Origin of the sequence: Rhizobium sp. Root483D2, assembly GCF_001426685.1 — a bacterium.
Lineage (GTDB): Bacteria > Pseudomonadota > Alphaproteobacteria > Rhizobiales > Rhizobiaceae > Pararhizobium > Pararhizobium qamdonense.
Genome location: NZ_LMFB01000030.1, coordinates 23430 through 41849, shown reverse-complemented (window position 1 = coordinate 41849; position 18420 = coordinate 23430). Strand labels below are relative to the sequence as shown.

At 56.3% G+C, this 18420-nt stretch carries 17 protein-coding genes and 1 pseudogene; 7 read left to right on the top strand and 11 right to left on the bottom strand.

Annotation, left to right across the window (positions count from 1 at the left end; all coding sequences use genetic code 11):
• Nucleotides 1–230: 230 nt before the first annotated feature.
• From ASD32_RS20940 to ASD32_RS20905, 8 genes are read right to left on the bottom strand one after another with little or no spacing between them, the layout of a single operon-like run.
• The gene (locus tag ASD32_RS20940; protein ID WP_244490220.1) at nucleotides 231–1370 is read right to left on the bottom strand and encodes an FAD-binding oxidoreductase; all 1140 of its coding nucleotides are present in this window, start codon (nucleotides 1368–1370) and stop codon (nucleotides 231–233) included.
• A 16-nt stretch (nucleotides 1371–1386) separates the two neighbouring features.
• On the bottom strand, nucleotides 1387–2877 hold the full coding sequence (locus tag ASD32_RS20935) for a M81 family metallopeptidase (protein WP_060639993.1): 1491 nt from the start codon (nucleotides 2875–2877) through the stop codon (nucleotides 1387–1389).
• Nucleotides 2867–3859 (bottom strand): ABC transporter ATP-binding protein, encoded by a 993-nt coding sequence (locus ASD32_RS20930; protein ID WP_060639992.1) that lies wholly within the window; start codon nucleotides 3857–3859, stop codon nucleotides 2867–2869. Before ASD32_RS20930 ends, ASD32_RS20935 begins: the two co-directional genes overlap by 11 nt.
• Nucleotides 3856–4812 (bottom strand): ABC transporter ATP-binding protein, encoded by a 957-nt coding sequence (locus tag ASD32_RS20925; RefSeq protein ID WP_060639991.1) that lies wholly within the window; start codon nucleotides 4810–4812, stop codon nucleotides 3856–3858. The genes ASD32_RS20930 and ASD32_RS20925 overlap by 4 nt, the downstream gene beginning before the upstream one ends.
• A gap of 2 nt (nucleotides 4813–4814) precedes the next feature.
• Entirely contained in the window at nucleotides 4815–5669 is an 855-nt protein-coding gene (locus tag ASD32_RS20920) for an ABC transporter permease (RefSeq protein ID WP_060639990.1), read from the bottom strand.
• A complete protein-coding gene (locus tag ASD32_RS20915; RefSeq protein WP_060639989.1) occupies nucleotides 5666–6595 on the bottom strand; it encodes an ABC transporter permease in 930 nt (309 codons plus the stop codon). The genes ASD32_RS20920 and ASD32_RS20915 overlap by 4 nt, the downstream gene beginning before the upstream one ends.
• A 21-nt stretch (nucleotides 6596–6616) precedes the next feature.
• Complete coding sequence (locus ASD32_RS20910; protein WP_060639988.1) at nucleotides 6617–8203, bottom strand: ABC transporter substrate-binding protein; 1587 nt, start codon at nucleotides 8201–8203, stop codon at nucleotides 6617–6619.
• Nucleotides 8204–8257: 54 nt separating this feature from the next.
• Complete coding sequence (locus tag ASD32_RS20905; protein ID WP_060639987.1) at nucleotides 8258–9127, bottom strand: MurR/RpiR family transcriptional regulator; 870 nt, start codon at nucleotides 9125–9127, stop codon at nucleotides 8258–8260.
• A gap of 734 nt (nucleotides 9128–9861) precedes the next feature.
• Between ASD32_RS20905 and ASD32_RS30480 the strand changes: the two genes are divergently transcribed.
• The 3 genes from ASD32_RS30480 (at nucleotide 9862) to ASD32_RS20895 (ending at nucleotide 12512) form a co-directional block, all read left to right on the top strand.
• On the top strand, nucleotides 9862–10020 hold the full coding sequence (locus ASD32_RS30480; protein ID WP_156383277.1) for a hypothetical protein: 159 nt from the start codon (nucleotides 9862–9864) through the stop codon (nucleotides 10018–10020).
• 622 nt (nucleotides 10021–10642) lie between these two features.
• Entirely contained in the window at nucleotides 10643–11575 is a 933-nt protein-coding gene (locus tag ASD32_RS20900; protein ID WP_060639986.1) for a sugar ABC transporter substrate-binding protein, read from the top strand.
• Nucleotides 11576–11606: 31 nt separating this feature from the next.
• Nucleotides 11607–12512: a sugar phosphate isomerase/epimerase gene (locus ASD32_RS20895; protein WP_060639985.1), complete on the top strand. Its 906-nt coding sequence runs from the start codon at nucleotides 11607–11609 to the stop codon at nucleotides 12510–12512.
• Nucleotides 12513–12994: 482 nt separating this feature from the next.
• Here ASD32_RS20895 and ASD32_RS20890 read toward each other — a convergent pair whose 3' ends face one another.
• The 3 genes and pseudogenes from ASD32_RS20890 to ASD32_RS20880 all read right to left on the bottom strand — a co-directional run bounded on the left by ASD32_RS20890 (nucleotide 12995) and on the right by ASD32_RS20880 (nucleotide 14341).
• Entirely contained in the window at nucleotides 12995–13756 is a 762-nt protein-coding gene (locus ASD32_RS20890; RefSeq protein WP_060639984.1) for a YoaK family protein, read from the bottom strand.
• Between the two features lie 118 nt (nucleotides 13757–13874).
• A pseudogene (locus ASD32_RS20885) lies at nucleotides 13875–14076 on the bottom strand (hypothetical protein); the annotation flags it as partial.
• 25 nt (nucleotides 14077–14101) lie between these two features.
• Nucleotides 14102–14341 carry a hypothetical protein gene (locus tag ASD32_RS20880; RefSeq protein WP_060639982.1) on the bottom strand — a complete coding sequence of 80 codons (240 nt, stop codon included), beginning with the start codon at nucleotides 14339–14341 and terminating at the stop codon, nucleotides 14102–14104.
• A gap of 161 nt (nucleotides 14342–14502) precedes the next feature.
• Between ASD32_RS20880 and ASD32_RS20875 the strand changes: the two genes are divergently transcribed.
• The 4 genes from ASD32_RS20875 to ASD32_RS30735 all read left to right on the top strand — a co-directional run bounded on the left by ASD32_RS20875 (nucleotide 14503) and on the right by ASD32_RS30735 (nucleotide 18388).
• Complete coding sequence (locus ASD32_RS20875; RefSeq protein WP_060639981.1) at nucleotides 14503–15270, top strand: EAL domain-containing protein; 768 nt, start codon at nucleotides 14503–14505, stop codon at nucleotides 15268–15270.
• Between the two features lie 403 nt (nucleotides 15271–15673).
• A complete protein-coding gene (locus ASD32_RS20870; RefSeq protein WP_060639980.1) occupies nucleotides 15674–16702 on the top strand; it encodes an HWE histidine kinase domain-containing protein in 1029 nt (342 codons plus the stop codon).
• Nucleotides 16703–17092: 390 nt separating this feature from the next.
• On the top strand, nucleotides 17093–17275 hold the full coding sequence (locus ASD32_RS20865) for a hypothetical protein (RefSeq protein ID WP_060639979.1): 183 nt from the start codon (nucleotides 17093–17095) through the stop codon (nucleotides 17273–17275).
• Between the two features lie 660 nt (nucleotides 17276–17935).
• Nucleotides 17936–18388, top strand: a complete 453-nt coding sequence (locus ASD32_RS30735) for a helix-turn-helix domain-containing protein (protein WP_244490219.1) — start codon at nucleotides 17936–17938, stop codon at nucleotides 18386–18388.
• Nucleotides 18389–18420 lie beyond the last annotated feature (32 nt).

Here is an 18420-nt window from a genome sequence, read left to right as displayed (position 1 = left end):
AAGGCTTCAATGAATCAAAATCAAACCGATTTGCAAACCCGATTTATGAGTGCGCGGCCTAGCAGACTGGCAAGTCAAGTCCGGCACGTGCAATTCCAAAAATTGGCGTTAGCTGTCGAACACCGACTTATCAAAAGATTAGCTCATTCGAGCAAGGCGTTGCCGTTTTCAGATGCGTTCAAGGCGGCCGAATTGCGTCGTCCCGGTTGGTCGTGCCTATGCCGGCATGTCTAACTTAACAGCCGGTTAGGGGCGAAATAGTCTGCGGTTAGTCCCAAATCCATCAGATCCTGTGGTGGACGGCCGGTAAGGAACACTCCGGCGGCCCAGGCTGAGAGGGCAGGCGAGGTGAGGATACCACTACCTCCCTGGCCAGCGAGCCAGAAAAACGCGGGGTCACGGGGATCAAAGCCTACAACTTGGCGCTTATCGGGCGCGAAGCTACGCAGACCGGCCCATTTGTGGGCGATGGCTCGAACCGGCAGGATCGTCGATTGTTCGAGGAAGTGTGCAGCGTAGGCGACATCCAGATCCTCCGGTTGGGCGTCGCAAGGATCGCTCGGTGTGGCGTCGGCGGGGGATACCATCAAGCGACCGGATTCCGGTTTGAAGTAAAAGTCCTCCGACACCTCGGAAACGCCCGGCATTGTGGCAAGATCGTATGTTACCGGCACATCAACTGTAATAGCAGTGCGGCGATGCGGAACGATACCGAGCGGTGCCAGACCGGCCATCTGTGCCAAGCCGTCCGCCCAAGCGCCTGCGGCGTTTACTATGATGCGAGCGTGGATGTCACCCGTGGGCGTCGTCAGGCAAAAAGCGCCGTTATCGCGGTAGACTGCCGTTACACGGGTTTTGGTACGGATTTCCGCACCATCATGGCGAGCTTGGCGCAGATAGCCTTGCAGCAAGCTATCAACCTCCATATCCCAATTGGCGGGGTCGTAGAAAGCGGCCGCAGTGTAGTCAGGTCTCAAGAACGGCACCATAGCAAGAGCGTCGTCGGGATGCAAAATACGCGTTTGCGGTGACGTTCCCTGCACCTCACGGAACGCGGACTGCAGCAGGGTCGTCCGCTCGGCCTGCGCGATCACAAGATTTCCGCGTGGAAAGAGCAGCGGTACATCGGCGAAACCTTGCGGCGGGTTGGCGAGGAACTCGTACGAGCCATCCGCCAATAGCCCGGTGGAGGGCGTCTGGAACTGCCTCGAGAATTCGGCCGCCGAGCGCCCAGTCGAGTGATAGCCGACATGGGCTTCCCGCTCCAGGATAACGAGCGACCGGTGTTTTGCCACCCGATAGGCAAAAGAGGCGCCGGCGATACCGCCACCGACGACCGCAATGTCAAATACATTATTCATGTCTTTCATCAGTCCTCACTCGCCGTCAGCGAACCATGCCGCGGTCGAGCGGGAAGATGGGGCGTGGAATCTTCGTGAACGGAAGGCGGTCGTAATCCAAAGTGCATAGCGCGCCACTGTCGCAGACCACGACCTTGCTGGCGATCGGCTCAAAGGCGGCGCGAAAATGTTGCATCGATTTCAGCCCAACGACGCGCTTTGCCGCCGGGTCGATGCCGAAGGCGCGAAATTGCTGGAGGTCAAGCATCTGCAGCGGTGTACTGGTAACAAGCACTTCGATATCGTCCACCACCAATACGGCGCTCGTTCCAAAGCTTTGGTCCAGGCCACCGATCATTGGGCCATCACCAGTAAAGTCACCGTTGGAGACCAATTTGACGATTCCGGTAACGGTCAGTGGAGCGCCGCCAAAGCGCGGATCCGTTTTGCCGCCAATCGCGATCGTGACAGTGGCGCCTTCGCCTTCTGCCGCAAGCGCTTCCGATGCCTGCGGGTCAACCATCGGGCCAAAGGCTGCGTCTCCAACACCTGCGGCCAGAAGTGCCCGCAACAGATTGGTAGAGTCGCCATAGGAACCGCCGCCGGGGTTGTCTGCGTAATCGGCAACGATCAGAGGACCTTCGGCCTTAGCGTAGGTCCTGGCGATTTCAGCGACTGCATCGACCGTGTGGAAGACATTCATGACGTCGTTGCGCTTGGCCCAGATATCTTCGGCTAGGCTTTCGGCAAATGCCTTGTGAGGTGCGGGGTCGCCCTCATAGGTGACGAGAACGGTCGGGCCGACTTCGGCGATATCTGCCTCGGGAAAGGCGCCGTTGATGCTGACGGCAAACGCGCCAGACTGTTCCTTTTCGTAAGCGCGGGCGCGGGCAATCCGTTCGACCATAGCTCCTACGTCGGTGCGTCCACCATTTGCCTCTTCCAGCATAGGGAGATGGACGCGCAGCGTCTGAGGCTGGATTTCACCGGCCATCATTCGGTGGAGAAGTGTGCCGGCGTGATAGGCGGTTTCACGCAGGTCGATATGCGGGTAGGTCTTGTAGGAGACAAGAATTTGGGCCAGCTCACACATCCGCACGGTGACATTGGCATGTAGATCGAGTGTGACGGCGATGGGAAGATCCGGTCCTACAACATCGCGAAGCCTCGTTAGAAGCTCACCTTCCCCATCATCTGTGTGTTGGGCAACCATGGCACCATGCAAGCACAACAGGATGCCATCGAACTTTTGAGACTTCGCGGCTTCAACGATCTTGCCGGAGATGAACTCATAAGCTTCGACGGTCACGGGACCGGCCGGTTCGCTCCAAGCACTTACCGTGTGCGTCATGTCCCAGCCGAATTCGGTTTTGCAGGTCAGTGCACCGGCGAGGCCAGTGTTGGATTGGCTGCGCTTTTCGATGGCCTCGTCACCAAACATGAGCGTTTCCCGCTGAAACTGCGCGAGCCCCGTAGTGCGGATGCTAAAGGTATTTGACTCGTGCATGAATTCTGCGGTCAGAACTTTAAAGGGCATTCTTGAACTCCATCGGGGTGGTGACTGGTCCCTGCACATGGCAGGCTACAGCATGGTTTTCGGACAAGGATTGCAGGTGTGGTTGGCTCGTTGAACAGCGGGCTTCTGCCAAAGGACAGCGTCCGGCAAAGGCACAACCCGCCGGCTCGTCGTAACCAGACGGGATCTCTCCGGAAATCCGCGGGATATCCCGGCGCTGGTTCGGATCGGGAATGAATGCGCTATCCATCAGGGCCCTAGTGTAGGGATGAACTGGTCGCTCCCCGCGCGGCAAGATTTCAACGATGCGGCCGAGGTACATAACCAGGGTCCGGTCGCAGAAATACTCTACCAATGCCAGATCGTGGGAAATGAACATGTAAGTAAGATCGAGACGGTCGCGCAGTTCCTGCAGCAAAGAGATTACCTGCGCTTGGATCGAAACGTCGAGCGAGGCGGTAGGCTCGTCCAGCACGACGAGGGCGGGTGAAAGTGCGAGTGCCCGGGCGATCCCGACGCGTTGCTTCTGGCCACCGGACAATTGGTGCTGATAGCTGTCGGCCATGGAGAGGGGCAACGATACTTCAGTCAGCAGTGCATCGATCTTCGATTTTGCCGCGGCTTTGGTCATCTCGATACCCTGAACCTGAAAGGGCTCCAGGAGAGCATCACGTACCGTCAGGCGCGGATCTATCGAGGAATATGGGTCTTGGAACACCATTTGAAAATGGCGCCGCAGCGGCCGGATAGCGCGGGCCGACAAGTTGGCAATATCTTGCCCGTCGAAAAATACGGCGCCGGCTGACGGCTCGATGAGGCGGAGGACAAGTCGTGCCAAGGTCGATTTTCCGCAGCCGCTCTCACCAACGACGCCAAGGACCTCGCCGCGCCGGACATCGAAGGAAACGCCGCTAACGGCTCGGAACTGCCGCTTTTTACGCAGCAAGCCAGCGTTGCTGGAAAATACTCGGCTGAGCGCGCGCACCGACAAGAGCGGGATCATGGCTGACCTCCTTCATGCAGAAAACAGGCGACAGAGCGCGCTTCTTCGGTTTTCATAAGAGGTTCTTTGAGACGGCATTCATCCATGACGCTGTCACAGCGCGGATTGAAGCGGCAGCCCCGGGGCATGTCGTGGCTCGAAGGCACCATGCCGGGAATTCCTGTGAGCGTGCCCGGTGCCATTCCCAGCTGAGGAATGCAGGAAATCAGTGCCTTGGTGTAAGGATGTCGCGGATCGTCAAAGAGGGTGGCGACCGGCCCATATTCGACAACCCGTCCGCAATACATCACGGCTACGCGATCGCAGGTCTGGGCGATAACGCCCATGTCGTGGGTGATCAGGATCAGTCCGAGGCCGCGGTCGCGTACCAGCTCCGCCAGCAGTTGGATGATCTGCGCCTGTACCGTCACGTCGAGGGCCGTGGTCGGCTCGTCGGCGATTAACAAATCGGGATCGCCGGCCAGCGCCATGGCAATGACGATGCGTTGACGTAAACCGCCAGAGAGCTGATGCGGAAATAGGTTGTAAGCATGCTGCGGCGATGGAATACGCATCCGATCCATCAGCTCGATGGTTCGTGACTTTGCCTCTTTGCGGTTCAGACCAAGATGCAGCTGTGACGCCTGGTCGATCTGGCGACCCACGCGCACGACCGGGTCGAGCGAGGTCATAGGGTTCTGGGTGATCAGGGCAATGCGGCCACCCCTCAACTTGCGATAGGACGCCTCGCTGATCGTGGTGAGGTCAAGACCGTCAAATACGATGCGGCCCTGTTTGATGCGCCCGCCCATCAGGGGCAGCATCCCCATGATACTCATGGCGGTCATTGATTTTCCGGATCCGGATTCACCGACCAAGCCGAGGATTTCGCCCGCGTCAACTCCGAGGTCGACGCCAACCAGCGGCTCAAGCGGACCAAAGCCTATCCTAAGGTCTTCGACTGATAGAAGCATGGCTACTGCGTCCTCATTCGCGCTTTAACGTCGAGTGCACGCAGGATGCCGTCGCCGAACAAATTTATGAAGATGACCGACAAGGCCACGAAAACGCCGGGCCAGACAATAACCCAAGGGGCGTTGAACAACTGGGACGACCCCGTGCTCATCATTCCGCCCCAGCTCGGGACCGGCGGCTGCGCACCCATGCCGAAAAAGCCAAGGGTCGCCTCCAACAGTATCGCGTTGCCGGTTGATAGCATGGCGACGACGATCACCGGAGCGATGGCGTTGGGTAAGAGCCGGCGCATCATGATGTGCATCGAGCCAGCCCCCATGCTTAAGCTGGCTTCGACGAAGGTCTGGCGCTTTAGTGTGATGATCTGAGTGCGTGTCAGCCGGGTGAACTGCGCCAGATAGGCAATGGCGATGGCAATGATGGTGCTTTCTGAGCCGGGGCCGAGGATTGCCACGATCAGCAAGGCCAAAAGGATTTCTGGAAAGAACCATGTAAGATCGACCACCGACATGCCGAGCCGATCGACCCAGCCGCCGAGATAACCGCAGAATGCGCCGATGATCACACCGCCGAATAAAGAAAGCGAAATTGAGATCAGCGATACGCTAAGAGACGTTCGGGCACCGAAAATCACCCGCGACAGCACATCCCGGCCAAAATCGTCGGTACCAAACCAATGCAGGGCCGAAGGCGCCTGATTGGCGATTGAGAGGTTCTGAACGTCGTATGGATAGGGAGATATCCATGGAGCGAACACCGCGAGACCGATCAGCACGAAAAGGGCGATGCCTGAGAGTGCTGAAAGTGGCGTCGGTGTGAAGGCGAGCAGAAATTTTAGCGGATTGGGTCCGGTCATCCGATTGCCTCATCACGCTGCCGGGGATCCATCGCCGCCTGCAGCAGGTCGCCAATCAGGGTGCCGAGCATTACCGCCATAGCGAGGAATAGGAGACAACCCTGGACGAGCGGATAGTCGCGCTGCGATAGCGCCCGGATCAAAAGCGACCCGAGGCCTGGCCTTGCAAAAACGTATTCCACCGTAACCGACCCGCCGATGATCAGTCCAATCCGCAGGCTGAGGATGGTGACAACGGGGATTAATGCGTGCCGCAAAACATGGCGTATCTGGATGGTCCACCGCGACACGCCCTTGGCATACAAAAGCATGACGAAATCCTCGCGTGCCGTCTCGATCATGGCGATGCGGGTGACACGCGCAACCAACGCCATGCCGCCAAGGCCGACGGTTAGCACCGGCAGAATAAGGGATGTCCAGTGCCGGGCCCCGGATACCGGTACCCATCCGAGCGTGACAGCGAACAACATGATCATAAGCAGCCCGAGCCAAAATGTTGGCACGGTCGATCCGAGCAGCGACACGCCCATCAGTGCGTGGTCGATCCAGCGGTCCCGGAAAGAAGCGGCGATGGTGCCTGCGGCGACGCCGGCCACTGCGGAGAAAGCCAGTGCCCATCCACCAAGCGTCAGGCTATAGCCGAGATTATCCCAGATTAGCGTCGCCACCGGCCGGCGCATGACGATGGCGTTACCGAGATCTCCGGAAATAACCAGACCCAGCCAGCTGATATACTGTTCGATCAGGCTGCGATCGAGGCCATAGCGGGCAATGATCTCCGCCCGCTGATCGGGTGATGATCCGGTCCGGATAAGGTTGTCGACCGGATCACCGGGGACAAGGTGCACAACAAGGAAAACCACGCCGGAGACGACGAAGAAGACCGGGATCAACGCCAGAAGGCGCCTGATAGCATAGCCGAGCATATTCGCCGTCTCCGATTGCGATCAGTCCTTGACGTCGATATCAAGCACGGTCTGCGCGGAAAACTGCGGGCCGGCAATGACCTCAGGCAGGCTGACGCGATCCTTGCTGTAGGCAAGTGTCTGAACCGGTTCGTAAATCGGTGCGAACGGGTACTGGCTTAGTACATACTCGTGATAGGTAATGAAGTTTGCAATGCGCTCCTGCAGCGTCTTGGAGCCGGTGAGTGCCTTGACGCGTAATTCGTCTGCTTTTGCATCCTTCCACATTGACACATTCGGGTAGCCGAGGCGCTCGCCGGAGAAGAACCAGTCGAGGATATCGGCATTATTCCAACCATAGCTACGTACGGCCAGCTGCTGCGTGCCCTTTTTGTACTCGGCGCGGATTGACGAGGTGTCGAAGACCGTTATTTCAGCATTGACACCGACCGCCTTTAGTTGAGCCTGAATAACCTCAGAAAGGCGTTTGAACTCTGTGTCGCTCTGGCTCCAAAGGGTGACGGTGAGCGGCTTGCCATCTTTAGTGCGGCTACCGTCTGCGCCCGCCTTCCAGCCGGCGTTCTCGAGCAGTGTCTTGGCCTGGTCCGGATCGTAAGAGATATTGTATTTGGGATTGACTTTGGATTCCGGAAGCGATGCGATCAAGAAGTTATGGGCCGCAAGGCCGCGGCCGCCAAACAGCTTATCGACGATTTCCTGTTGGTTGACTGCCAGCGCAACCGCCTTTCGGACGTTAAGGTCGGTGAAAGGTTCGACCGTGGTGTTGATGGGCAGATAGTAGATCCCGAAGCCGGATTGGCTCTTGATCGTGGCGTTGGTCAGTGTTTCGTACTGCGGCAGAATATCGCTCGGCACGTCGATAACGACATCCACTCCTCCGGTCTTCAGCTCGAGGAAACTACTAGAGGAATCAGCGATCTCGCGCAGTGTCAGCTTCTCGATCTTGGCCGGGCCCTTGTTGGCAGAAAGTTCCGAGCCCCAGGTGTATTCATCGTTGCGCACCAGCACTGATTCAACGCCGGTTGTGAAGCTCTCTAACTTGTAGGGGCCAGTGCCGACGGCAACAGTGACGCCGTAGTTGGTTCCTTCTGCATCGTAAGCCTTCGGGCTGGGGATGCCCATGAACGTGCTCGACAGGTTGTAGAGGAGGTTGGCATCGGGATGTTTCATAGCGAAGCGAACCGTGTAGTCATCGATCACTTCGACTTTGTCGATACCGCCGACCAGATACGCGTTTTCGGTTCCCGCAAATTTCGGGATCCACCAGGCGATGGTCTTGGCGTTGAAAGGCTCTCCGTCATGGAACTTCACACCCTCTTTCAGGTGAAAGGTCCAGACCATGCCATCGGAAGAGGTTTCCCATTTTGTGGCGAGGTGCGGATGGAAGGCCTGATCTGCGCCTTGAATGACGAGGCCATCATAAATCAATGCATCGGCAAGAGTGACAAGGGACCCACGGATCGGATCGAGCGCCGGAGCACCTGCCTCGTCAGAGGGCAGCACGAAAACGGCCTCGGCTGCTGCTGCACTAGCGGCCGGCAACGCGCCGCCGCTCGCGAGTACGAGGGCTAGAAGTGTGCCAGTGAGATGATGTTTGTGGTTGGTCATTATGCGTTCCCCTTTTTGGTTTGTTTGACGCAAGTTGAGCATTCAGCATGATAGTCAGTCGTCTAGAGTGGTCCCGGCGTGGCCGGTGAATGTCCGGTAATTACTGAAGATCTCACCCAATCTCTCCTCTACGCCGGCGCCGAGTTGCCCGAAGACCCCGTTGACCGCCAATTGCACGAGAGACACGAGGGGACTGAGCGAGTCCCAAAAGTGGTTGAGGGTCGTGGGCACAGCAAACACCTCGCCGGCAACCGCACTTGCCCAGTCGCAATACGTGTCGGTGATAATTGTGACAGCGATGCCGCGTTTGCCGGCGGCTTCTGCGAGCAATTTGCTTTGGCGCGAATAGCGCCTTGTATCAATGATCACCAACGCCACAGCCCTCGGGTCGGTCAGCAGAACATCACCGAAATTGCCGGCAGCGAGATCAACCAGATGAACATCATCGCGCAGATATTGCAGCTGGTGGGCAAGGACCGAGGCAACGCCGCGCTCAGTTTGGAACCCTGCACAGAAAACCTTGCGGGCGGTGCTCAGCCGCTCGATGAACCTGTTGAATTCAGGTGTTTCGGCGATTTCGTAGACCCGTACGAGTGCTCCGATTTCCAGTTCCAGGCCAGTCGCCAGATGGTGGTTTTGCTCACGCGCCTTGGCTGCGAATTCCTTCAGCCGGTCACCGACTAGCCACGGGCTATTGCTGAAATCGTCCTTAAGATCGGCCTTCAGTTCCCTGAAGTGCGTGTAGCCGATCGATCGGCAAAAGCGCCCAACCGTCATCTCGCCTATGCCGATCTTGGTCGATATGCTCGCCGCTGTTTCGAAAGGAAGCTCGCTGAGGTTGGCGAGCATGTAATTGGCAATGGTGCGACCGGCGACGGTAGAATTCTCCAGACTTGCCTGCAGGCGCTCCTTCACAGTCGTCATGGCCCACTCGCTATGATGTATTTCTATCTCTATACCGAGAGGGTATATTTAAATAACATCACGTCAAGGAAATAATTCCCGTGCCGATGTGACCGAGGATAGCCTTCTAACGCTGACAACATCGACCGATCGGAAAGTCACGTTTATTGGTGGCGCGCTTCAGAAGCCGGTGTGATATCCGGGTTCAAACGTAGGAAGCTTCAAATTTGAGGATTTACCTATTAAGGCGCCGGGAACAATTTAGGGTTGCTGTGCATCGCTCTAGGATCGCATCCGCTGAGCCCCAGAGGTGAAAAAATGACTGGCTTGGCTCGGGGGAGTCGTCTCACGCTCAGTCCATACACGGGTGGCTACACTACACTGCCCGACTAACTTTGGTAAGTATCCGCAATCTCGTTGAGGAAGCTGTATGTCGCGAACCTGGTTTTTAAATGCCCTGACATTTGCTCTATCTGTTGCCGCTTTTCCAGCGATGGCTCAGGTCCCGGGCGAGGACGTTAATGCCCGGCCGGATCCCACCGCGACCTGTCATGTCGGCGTCTATCGTCTGGGGGACGGCAGCTGGGTGGATGTGGCACCGGCCGTTAACAAGGGTCTTCGGTGGCGTCGACCGGATGGGACCATGGGAAGGATGACACTCAACGCCGAAGGCCTCTGGTTCAGTACACTCGCAACTTCAAATGGGCACTTGAGATGAGGGCCGGATCACCTTCGAGGGCCGGGCCGGTTTTCGTATGGACCTCGACATACGGAACGCGACGTTCGTCGGGCAGGGGGAAATCCAGCTCAACGGACGGTTGGTCCTGGCGCCTGGCGACGGCCGCGTTCCGATCATGGTCGAAGTGCATGGATCGGGAGGGGCAAATGCATCCGATCCGTTTCCCGATGAATAGCCAGTGCCGAATCCCGACGAAAACACTGACCTGCGGCGACACGCTAGCTCATATCTCCGCGCGCCCAACTGGGGCATGCTTTGCATTGTGAAAATCCAACCGTCCAAGGCTCATTCATCAAATAAAGACATGCTAGTAAGCAATTTTAACAAAGAAACGGCTCACTTTGTCAGCGGATCGAGCGGCTGCTGACCCGTAGATGAATCGGTTTATCAGGACCTGCGCCTTCCACGGTACCTTTTAGGTTTGCAGATTGGCCTGTTCGCGCCGGCGGTACGGCTTGCCCTTCACCAGAGCCGACTTGGTCGGACAGGAGAATTGATTCTAAATCCATTTCAGGTGGGCGTGGAGTGTCTGTCGCAAGAGATCCAGTCCAGTTATCTTGATGGGATTAACACCAAAACCCCCGGCGAAAATGTTTTTTGTCGACGTCAATTGATAGCCAACGAAAGTTAAGCGTCGTAGCGGGCCGGAGTGTTCCCAAGGCGTCACTATGCAACGTATGACAGTCCGCAATAAGAAGCGCGGAGAAATCAGAATTTTCGTTCCACGTACTTTTCAAGATAAAATAAATATTCCATAAATATCCAGACGGCGATTTGCCGGTTCGGGAGGAGAAACCATGAGAAGATTTATGCTGGCTGCGGCATGCAGCACCTTTTTGGCTTCGACAGCGTATGCCGAAAACATCGGCGTAACGATTGCGCGTGCGGACAGCGCCTTTCTGACGATCGTCCGCAACGGCCTTGAAGACCGCGCCAAAACCAAAGAGGGCGTAACGCTTCAAGTCGAGGATGCGCAGAACGATACGAGCCGCCAACTCGATCAGGTTCAGAATTTCATTTCGTCAGGGGTCGATGCGATCATTGTGATCGCTGTGGACGGTGACGGAACGCCTGCCATCACCAAGATGGCGTCAAATGCCAATATCCCTGTCGTCTACGTGACGCATCCGCCGGCCGACGCAAAGACACTACCGGAGACCGCCGCTTTTGTTGGCTCCGACGAGAAGGATTCCGGCACGATGGAAACCAAGGAAGTCTGCCGCCTGCTCGGAGGCAAGGGTAATGTCTACGTTCTCATGGGTCCCCTCAACAATGAGTCCTCGTTGATCCGTACGAAGGATATCGAAGAGGTGATGGCCACGGACGAATGCAAGGGCATGAGTATTATCGACAAACAGTCCGCCAACTGGGACCGTTTGGAAGCGACAAACATCATGACCAACTGGCTGTCCACGGGCACTCAATTTGATGCTGTCATCGCCAATAACGACGAGATGGCGATCGGCGCGATACAGGCTATGAAATCGGGTGGGACCGACCTGTCGAAGGTGGTGGTCGGTGGCATCGATGCCACCCAGGATGGACTCGCGGCAATGGCTGCGGGTGACCTCGAGGTCACCGTTTTCCAAAACGCGATCGCGCAGGGCGCTGGTGCTGTAGACGCAGCCGTCGCTCTGTCACGTAAGGAAAAAGTGGAGCGGAATATCTGGATTCCATTCGAACTGGTGACGCCGGATACCATGAAGAAATACACCGACGTCAACCGCTGAGCGGATTGGCGTCCCGTTATGGGAGGAAGACATGAAGATAGCCCTAGATCCCCATATGCACCGTCATCTGCCGCTCGATCAGCTGTGTCGCAAGGCGGCGGAGCTGGGTTATGAGCACATTGAATTGTCGCCACGCGACGACTTCATTCCGTGGTGGGTGCGTCCGCGCGCCCACCAGGAGCGGATCCGCGAATTCAAGAAAGCGTTGACCGATCACGGCGTCAAGCTGGCCTCGATCTTGCCGATGTACCGTTGGGCAAGTCCTCACGAGGACGAGCGGCAAGCGGCTGTCCGCTACTGGAAGGAAGCCATTCGTATCGCGGTCGAGATGGATTGCGATACGATGAACTCCGAGTTCGGACGGGGCCCTTCGCCGGATCGCGGTCACCGATCAAGCTGCTGCGGCGGCATGCACACTCATGAGCACAGCGAGGCCGCGTGGTGGCGCTCGATCGAGGAACTTGTTCCGGTCTTTGAAAAGGAAGGTGTGACGCTCAACATGGAACCGCACCCGGAAGACTGGTGCGAAACACTGCATCCGGCGATCGACATGCTGAAAACGATCGGCTCCGACAACGTCAAATTCCTCTATTGCGCACCACATACCTTCTACTTTGGCGACGACATGGCCAAGATGATCCGCGACGCTGGGCCGCTCATCAATCATGTGCACGTCGCCGACACCTATAACCATAAGGCATCGTCCGGCTTGCGCTACATCATCAATCCACCCGGCGCCAAGGTGACCATCCACCAGCATATGGACATGAATCAGGGTGAGATCGATTGGGACGTCTTCTTCTCGTCACTGGCCGAAGTTGGCTTTGACGGCATCGTCACGGCCTGCGTGTTCGGCTGGGAAGACCGCGCCGACGCGTCCGGCAAAATTATGCGCGGCGAAATCCAGAAATATGTCGATAAGTATTTTAGGAATTAAACGAAGTTCGGCAGAGGGAGGAAACGGCAAACGCGTTGGGCTTGTAGGATACGGAACCGGCGGGCGACACTTCATGCGCCCTTCGTAGCCGCTGTGCGCGGCGCCGAACTCTCGGGAGTCGTCGCGCGAGCACCTGAGGCGATCGCCCGAATTCAAGCAGATCTTCCCGTAAAACCAATTTATCCAAGCCTGACGCGATGATCGAACTCGGCGCGGTCTATGCGCTGACGATATCGCTCGCTTAGGACGTCCATAGGAACTTTCAAACCTACGTACTATCACAAAACCGTAGCGTCTGTGATTGAAAGCACATGTCACTGGTTCATATCCCTTCAAGAGCATGGATCCGACGCAGGTCGGCGGACCGCATCTCTTCAGGGCGAAGGTGGTGTGTCTGCTTGTCCAACAGCAACTCACCCGATATTCGCCAGGCGAGCGACCATTTTCCGTTCGGCTTGACCGGATGGATTTAAGCCCGAAACTTAGGTCTCTGTGGAGTCCTCTTCGGCGATGACGGCCCCAACACGCCCTGAAGTGCGGCGCGCTCGAGAAATCCCCAGCATAGCAATGACGAATAGCGTCATAGCCGCGACAATAAACAGCCGGCCTTCGATAGCACGATAAAGCACAACACCAGCAACGCCACCGAGCAAAAAGGCGGAAATCGTGAAGAGATGAAGTCGCAATTTCGAGCGGTTGTGTGCAGCGTCGCTTTCGTGTTCCCGGCCGAGCAAGATGTCGAATGCAATCCCCAGCTCAATCCCGATGTCGGTCGCCATGCCGGAGACGTGTGTGGTTCGAACGCGGGCGTCTGAAATCCTGGTGACGACCGCATTCTGCAATCCCATCAGGAAAGCCAGACCCAGCACGAGCACGGGGACCCGCCAGGTGCCGAGAAGCCAGAGATCGGCAAAGCCAAGTGCCATCAGCAGAATGGCTTCAGTGAGAATGCTGTAGGCATAGATGCCATGAATGCTTCGCCGCCGTCCGGCATTGATTAGCAGCGTCGAAACACCAGCGCCAACGATGAAGGCGATCACGATGGTCAGGTAGAACAGGCTTGAGGACCATTGTCCGATAGCAAAGTGGTCCGATAGCACAGACACATTGCCGGTCATGTTGGCGGCGAAGAAGCCGACGGAATAAAATGCCGATGCATTTAGCGCTCCGGCAATGCCCGCAAGCGTGCAGGCAAGATTGAGGTCGATGCGTTCGTTGCGAGCGGTTCCGAGCTGCACCAGCATTCGGCATACTTTCAAATGATCGTGGAAAGCGACTACATATCACGAATGCGCCTAAAGATGATGGAAGGACTTCGACCCAGACTGCGAGAGCCTAGCAAAGGCGGTTTAAGCTGCGATTTCAATAGGGACATACCCAGTCATTGATCTCCCGGCATGTCCTCGCCGAACTCGCAGACGTAGCGTTTATAGTCTTTCAGCTTGCCGCGAAATTTCAGTATCTCGTCCTCTCCCTTGCTTTTCAAGCCAGGCACACGCTCGATCGCCTCGATGGCCAGATGGTAGCGGTCAAGCTGGTTGAACACGGCCATGTCGAATGCAGAGATTACGTTAAGAAAGGCAACGAACTCAATGCATTGCCGCAATTTTCTCTAACAGAAACTCACGACTGTTGCCCTCTTGCCCCAGGCGGCATTGGCCGGTCATCTCAATCTTTCGACAAATCAGATTTACCTTGTCTTCCTCGAAGTCGAAATCCATCAGCAACGTCTGGCGCAGCCCAACAATCGTTAGAAGTGCAGGCGGTCTTGTGACTGTGCCGTCTAGGATGACCCAAAGCCGGATGTCCGGCGCCAAATCGTGTCCCATATTCTCAATTCTCCATCCATTGATCAGCGCAAGACCTATATGATTTCGATCACCGACAGCGAAGCGATTTTCTCAGATGGGCCACGAGATTGTCGTGGCCCGAAGCAACGGAAGATTAATCGCAATCCGATATCGTTTCGACTACAGATTGGAGTGCTCTGATGCCGACACAATGCAATGGTTGCCGCGATGGTACTGCGTTCGACCTGCCGTTTTCAATGGCGTTCCAGCCGATTGTCGATATCACATCCGGGGCTGTCTTCGCTCACGAGGCCTTGGTGCGTGGACCCAACGGGGAAGGGGCAGGTTTTGTTCTGGGTCAGGTCAAGGACGACAATCGATATGCATTCGATCAGCAATGCCGGGTCAAGGCTATCGAGTTGGCATCGGCACTCTTTGATCCGTCCGACAATGTGAAGCTATCGATCAATTTCATGCCGAATGCGGTCTACGAGCCGCGCGCCTGCATTCGCCTCACGCTCGCAACTGCCATGAAGACGGGCTTTCCGACCGATCGCATCATCTTCGAGTTCACCGAGAACGAGCAGCTTGACACAAAGCATATCCTTCATATCCTGCGCACCTATAGGGATATGGGGTTCAAAACGGCGATCGACGACTTTGGAGCCGGCCATTCCGGACTCGGCCTGCTGGCCCATTTCCAACCTGACATTGTCAAGTTGGACATGGACATGATCCGCGGGATCGATACGGATCCCATCAGACGGAAAATCGTCAAGCACACCCTCCATCTGCTCGAGGATCTGGCAATCGTGCCGCTGTGCGAGGGCGTCGAGACTGCAGGTGAGTTGCAAGTCTTGAAAGATCTGGGCGTGTCTCTTATCCAGGGTTATGTGCTGGCAAAGCCAAGTTTTGAATTGTTGGCCGTACCGATCGCGCCCGAGACGCTGATCAACAGGGCAGCATAATCGGTAACCAGTTTCTCGGAACTGCGTGTGCCGCCGATGCAAATCGCCTGATAGGACAAAATGCGAGGGCCACCTCTTGGTTTGCCGGTGATCGCAAACGCCGGCGGTCTATCGTAGAAATATCAGACCTTGTGATAGGTGACCGACGTCAAAAGCACCGTCACGAATTGAATGCCGCCGCTTGGCGTTGGGGTAAACCTCTTCAATCCAGCCCGTTGGGGTGGGACTGCCCAATTTGATAAACCATGATCGCCTTACGCAAACCAGAATGCGCTGTCCATTTTCAACTCAGATACCGAGCCGATTGCTTGCTCACCCCTTGTCGAACTTCAAATAATTGTCGGTCTCCCAGATTTTTTGGTTTATGGCATAACCAGCGCATCAAGCGGTTTAGGGCGGTCTCATGAAAATCGAAATCAACTCCGACAAGATTTCCTCCAGGGAGCGGTTTCTTGAAGCGATTGTTCAAAGTGCGATTGACTATGCCATCATTTCGATGGACCTCGACGGCCTTGTCACAAGCTGGAACGAGGGCGCCACCCGTATCCTCGGGTGGACGGCAGAAGAGATGGTCGGCCGCCCAGCTACCGCGTTCTTTATCCAGGAGGATCGGGAAGTAGGCATTCCGCAAAGGGAAATGACAGCTGCACTCACTAAGGGGCGCGGAAGTGACGAACGCTGGCACCTCAAAGAAGACGGCACAACCTTCTGGGCGTCCGGAGAAATGATGGCGTTGCGTGCAGCCGACGAGACAGTCATCGGCTTCATCAAAATACTTCGCGACAGAACCCAAGAACGGGATCAGGCCGACCGGCAGCGCCTTCTCATGCACGAACTGGGTCATCGGATGAAAAATACTCTTTCCGTCGTTCAGTCGATCGCCACGCAGTCTCTCAGAAACGCAGCCTCGCTCGATGACGCCGCTGAAAAGCTTCAATCCCGTATTTCGGCTTACGCCAAGGCTCATGACATTCTGTTGCAGCAAAACTGGATGAGTGCGACACTCAGGAATATTGTCGAGGCGGCAAAGGTAAACATAGGCCTTGAGGGTAGCGATCGCATTAAGGTGGAGGGGCCAGACGTCGAACTGGGGCCTCAGGCCGCTCTGTCATTTTCGCTGGTTCTGCATGAGCTTCTTACCAACGCATCGAAATACGGCGCTCTGGCGAACTCCGACGGGTATATTGAGATGTCTTGGCAAATCGAACAGCGTGCGGACGAGAAATACCTTTTATCATCCTGGCGAGAAATCGGCGGACCGTCAGTAGGAGATCCGGCCCGCAAAGGTTTCGGCTCGCGCCTTATAGTTTCAAGTCTGCAAGCTTATGGAGAGGCCATTATTCGATACGACCCCGGTGGGTTGGTGGTCACAGTCGAGATGCCGTTTTCCAAAATACAGTTTCGCAACGACCTTGCCCAGATAGACAATTAGGCGAGGTCATGGCTACGATTTTAGCCAAAGGGTACTGGACATTCATGGTCAGGCAAACCGTGGCAGCGACCAATCCGCTGGAGTTTATTACGGTCACCGCAATGGAACTGCCGGATTCCGTTGGTATGCCATCGAGTCCCATTTCGGTTAGAACCCGTTTGGCCTCGTCGATGGCCTTGAGCAGGCTCAGAAACTCGTAGATCTCATCTGGGGCGACATCGCCTTCCCGGTCTGAAAAGCGAAACTGAAACCCAGACGGGTGACCCTCAATCAACGAGCCGAAAACCCTGGTTTCAGGTGATGGTTTCAGTCGGGCCGAGAAATCGGTAACCCACGCATCTTTTCTAAATCTCGTGCGTTTTAGCGGCAGTCAACCGAAGGGAAAACGCGATGTCGAAACGCGAGCTGATCGATACGGGAAGTGATAAGCGATACGTGCGCCGTGATGAAGACGGGCGCTTCAAGCAGTCAGTTAACGTCGGCAAGTCGCTGGCTGCGGATCGCAGGACCAAATCGAAGACGAAAGCGAAACCCGGCGAAGGTGACAAGGGCGATCACCATCCGTCGAAATAGGGAACTCGACCATGTCGTTGAGAACAGCACACATCCCCCAGGAGGAGGTATTCCTGGCAAGATCGGATGACGGCATCTCCGTTGTCGCAACCGCGGCGTCCGCTGAAGAGAACGCACGGCTGCGGCACGAAGTTCTTCAAAAGGACCTCGATCTTTTGCACGCACGTCTCGACATTATCCGAACACAAGTCGGCGTTGTTGCGAGGTCAGGGGCTACCTGGGCCCACGCAAGCGCGCGGGAGCAATTCGGCCCCTATCCATGGGCGAAGTTTGCGGCGCTTGCCGTGGTTCCATATTTGATGACGAGAGTGCTGCGAACTTTGCCTATCGGGTCCATCGCGGCGGCGGCCGTCCCTCTGATCAGTGCAGGCGTGAAGAACAGGCGGCAGTGATCGGCACGGATCTATTGTCGGAAGCTCCTTCGATCTTTCAGATCGAGCGGGCGTCAGCGAAAATTTTGCATCGAGATTTCTCCCGAATCTCACTGCACCGACCCAACTCCTACCGACAGAGTCGCGCGCGGTAGAGTTTCTGTAATCAACAGCGGCATGCCCACTCCCTGTATGAGAACGAGGCTGGATCCGCAAACGTCTCGCGATATGAGTCAGTCGGCCGCTCTTTGCCAGCGACAACGAGTCTCCATTTGAATCTTTTGCGCAGGTGCCCGGTACAGCTCTTCGTATTCCGACAGATCTGCTGCTTGGCGCTTGCTTGCGAAGTGACACGCTGGGCGGCACGCTATCAAAATATGCCCGGGCGTTTTCTCTTCAAACAACCTTCACAGCGCTGGCGACAGGGCATGCCCAGATCGAGCAGCGGCTGGCACGCTGGCTTGTGATGGTGCACGACCGTGTCGATGGCGATAGCTTCACGATTACCCACGATCTCCTTTCCCTTATGCTCGGCGTTCGCCGTCAGGGCGTTACCGTCGCGTTGCAAATCCTCGAAGGCGATCATCTGATCAAATCGACCTGCGGTACTATCGAGATCAAAGATCGTGAGGGTCTGATAGAGGCGGGTGAAGGTACCTATGGGCCGGCTGAGGTGGAATATCGTCGATTGATGGGCTTTAATGTCGTTCGACCAGCGAGCGATTTCGTCGAAGCAACATGACAATAAGTCCGTCTGTTACGACGAGGGAGACG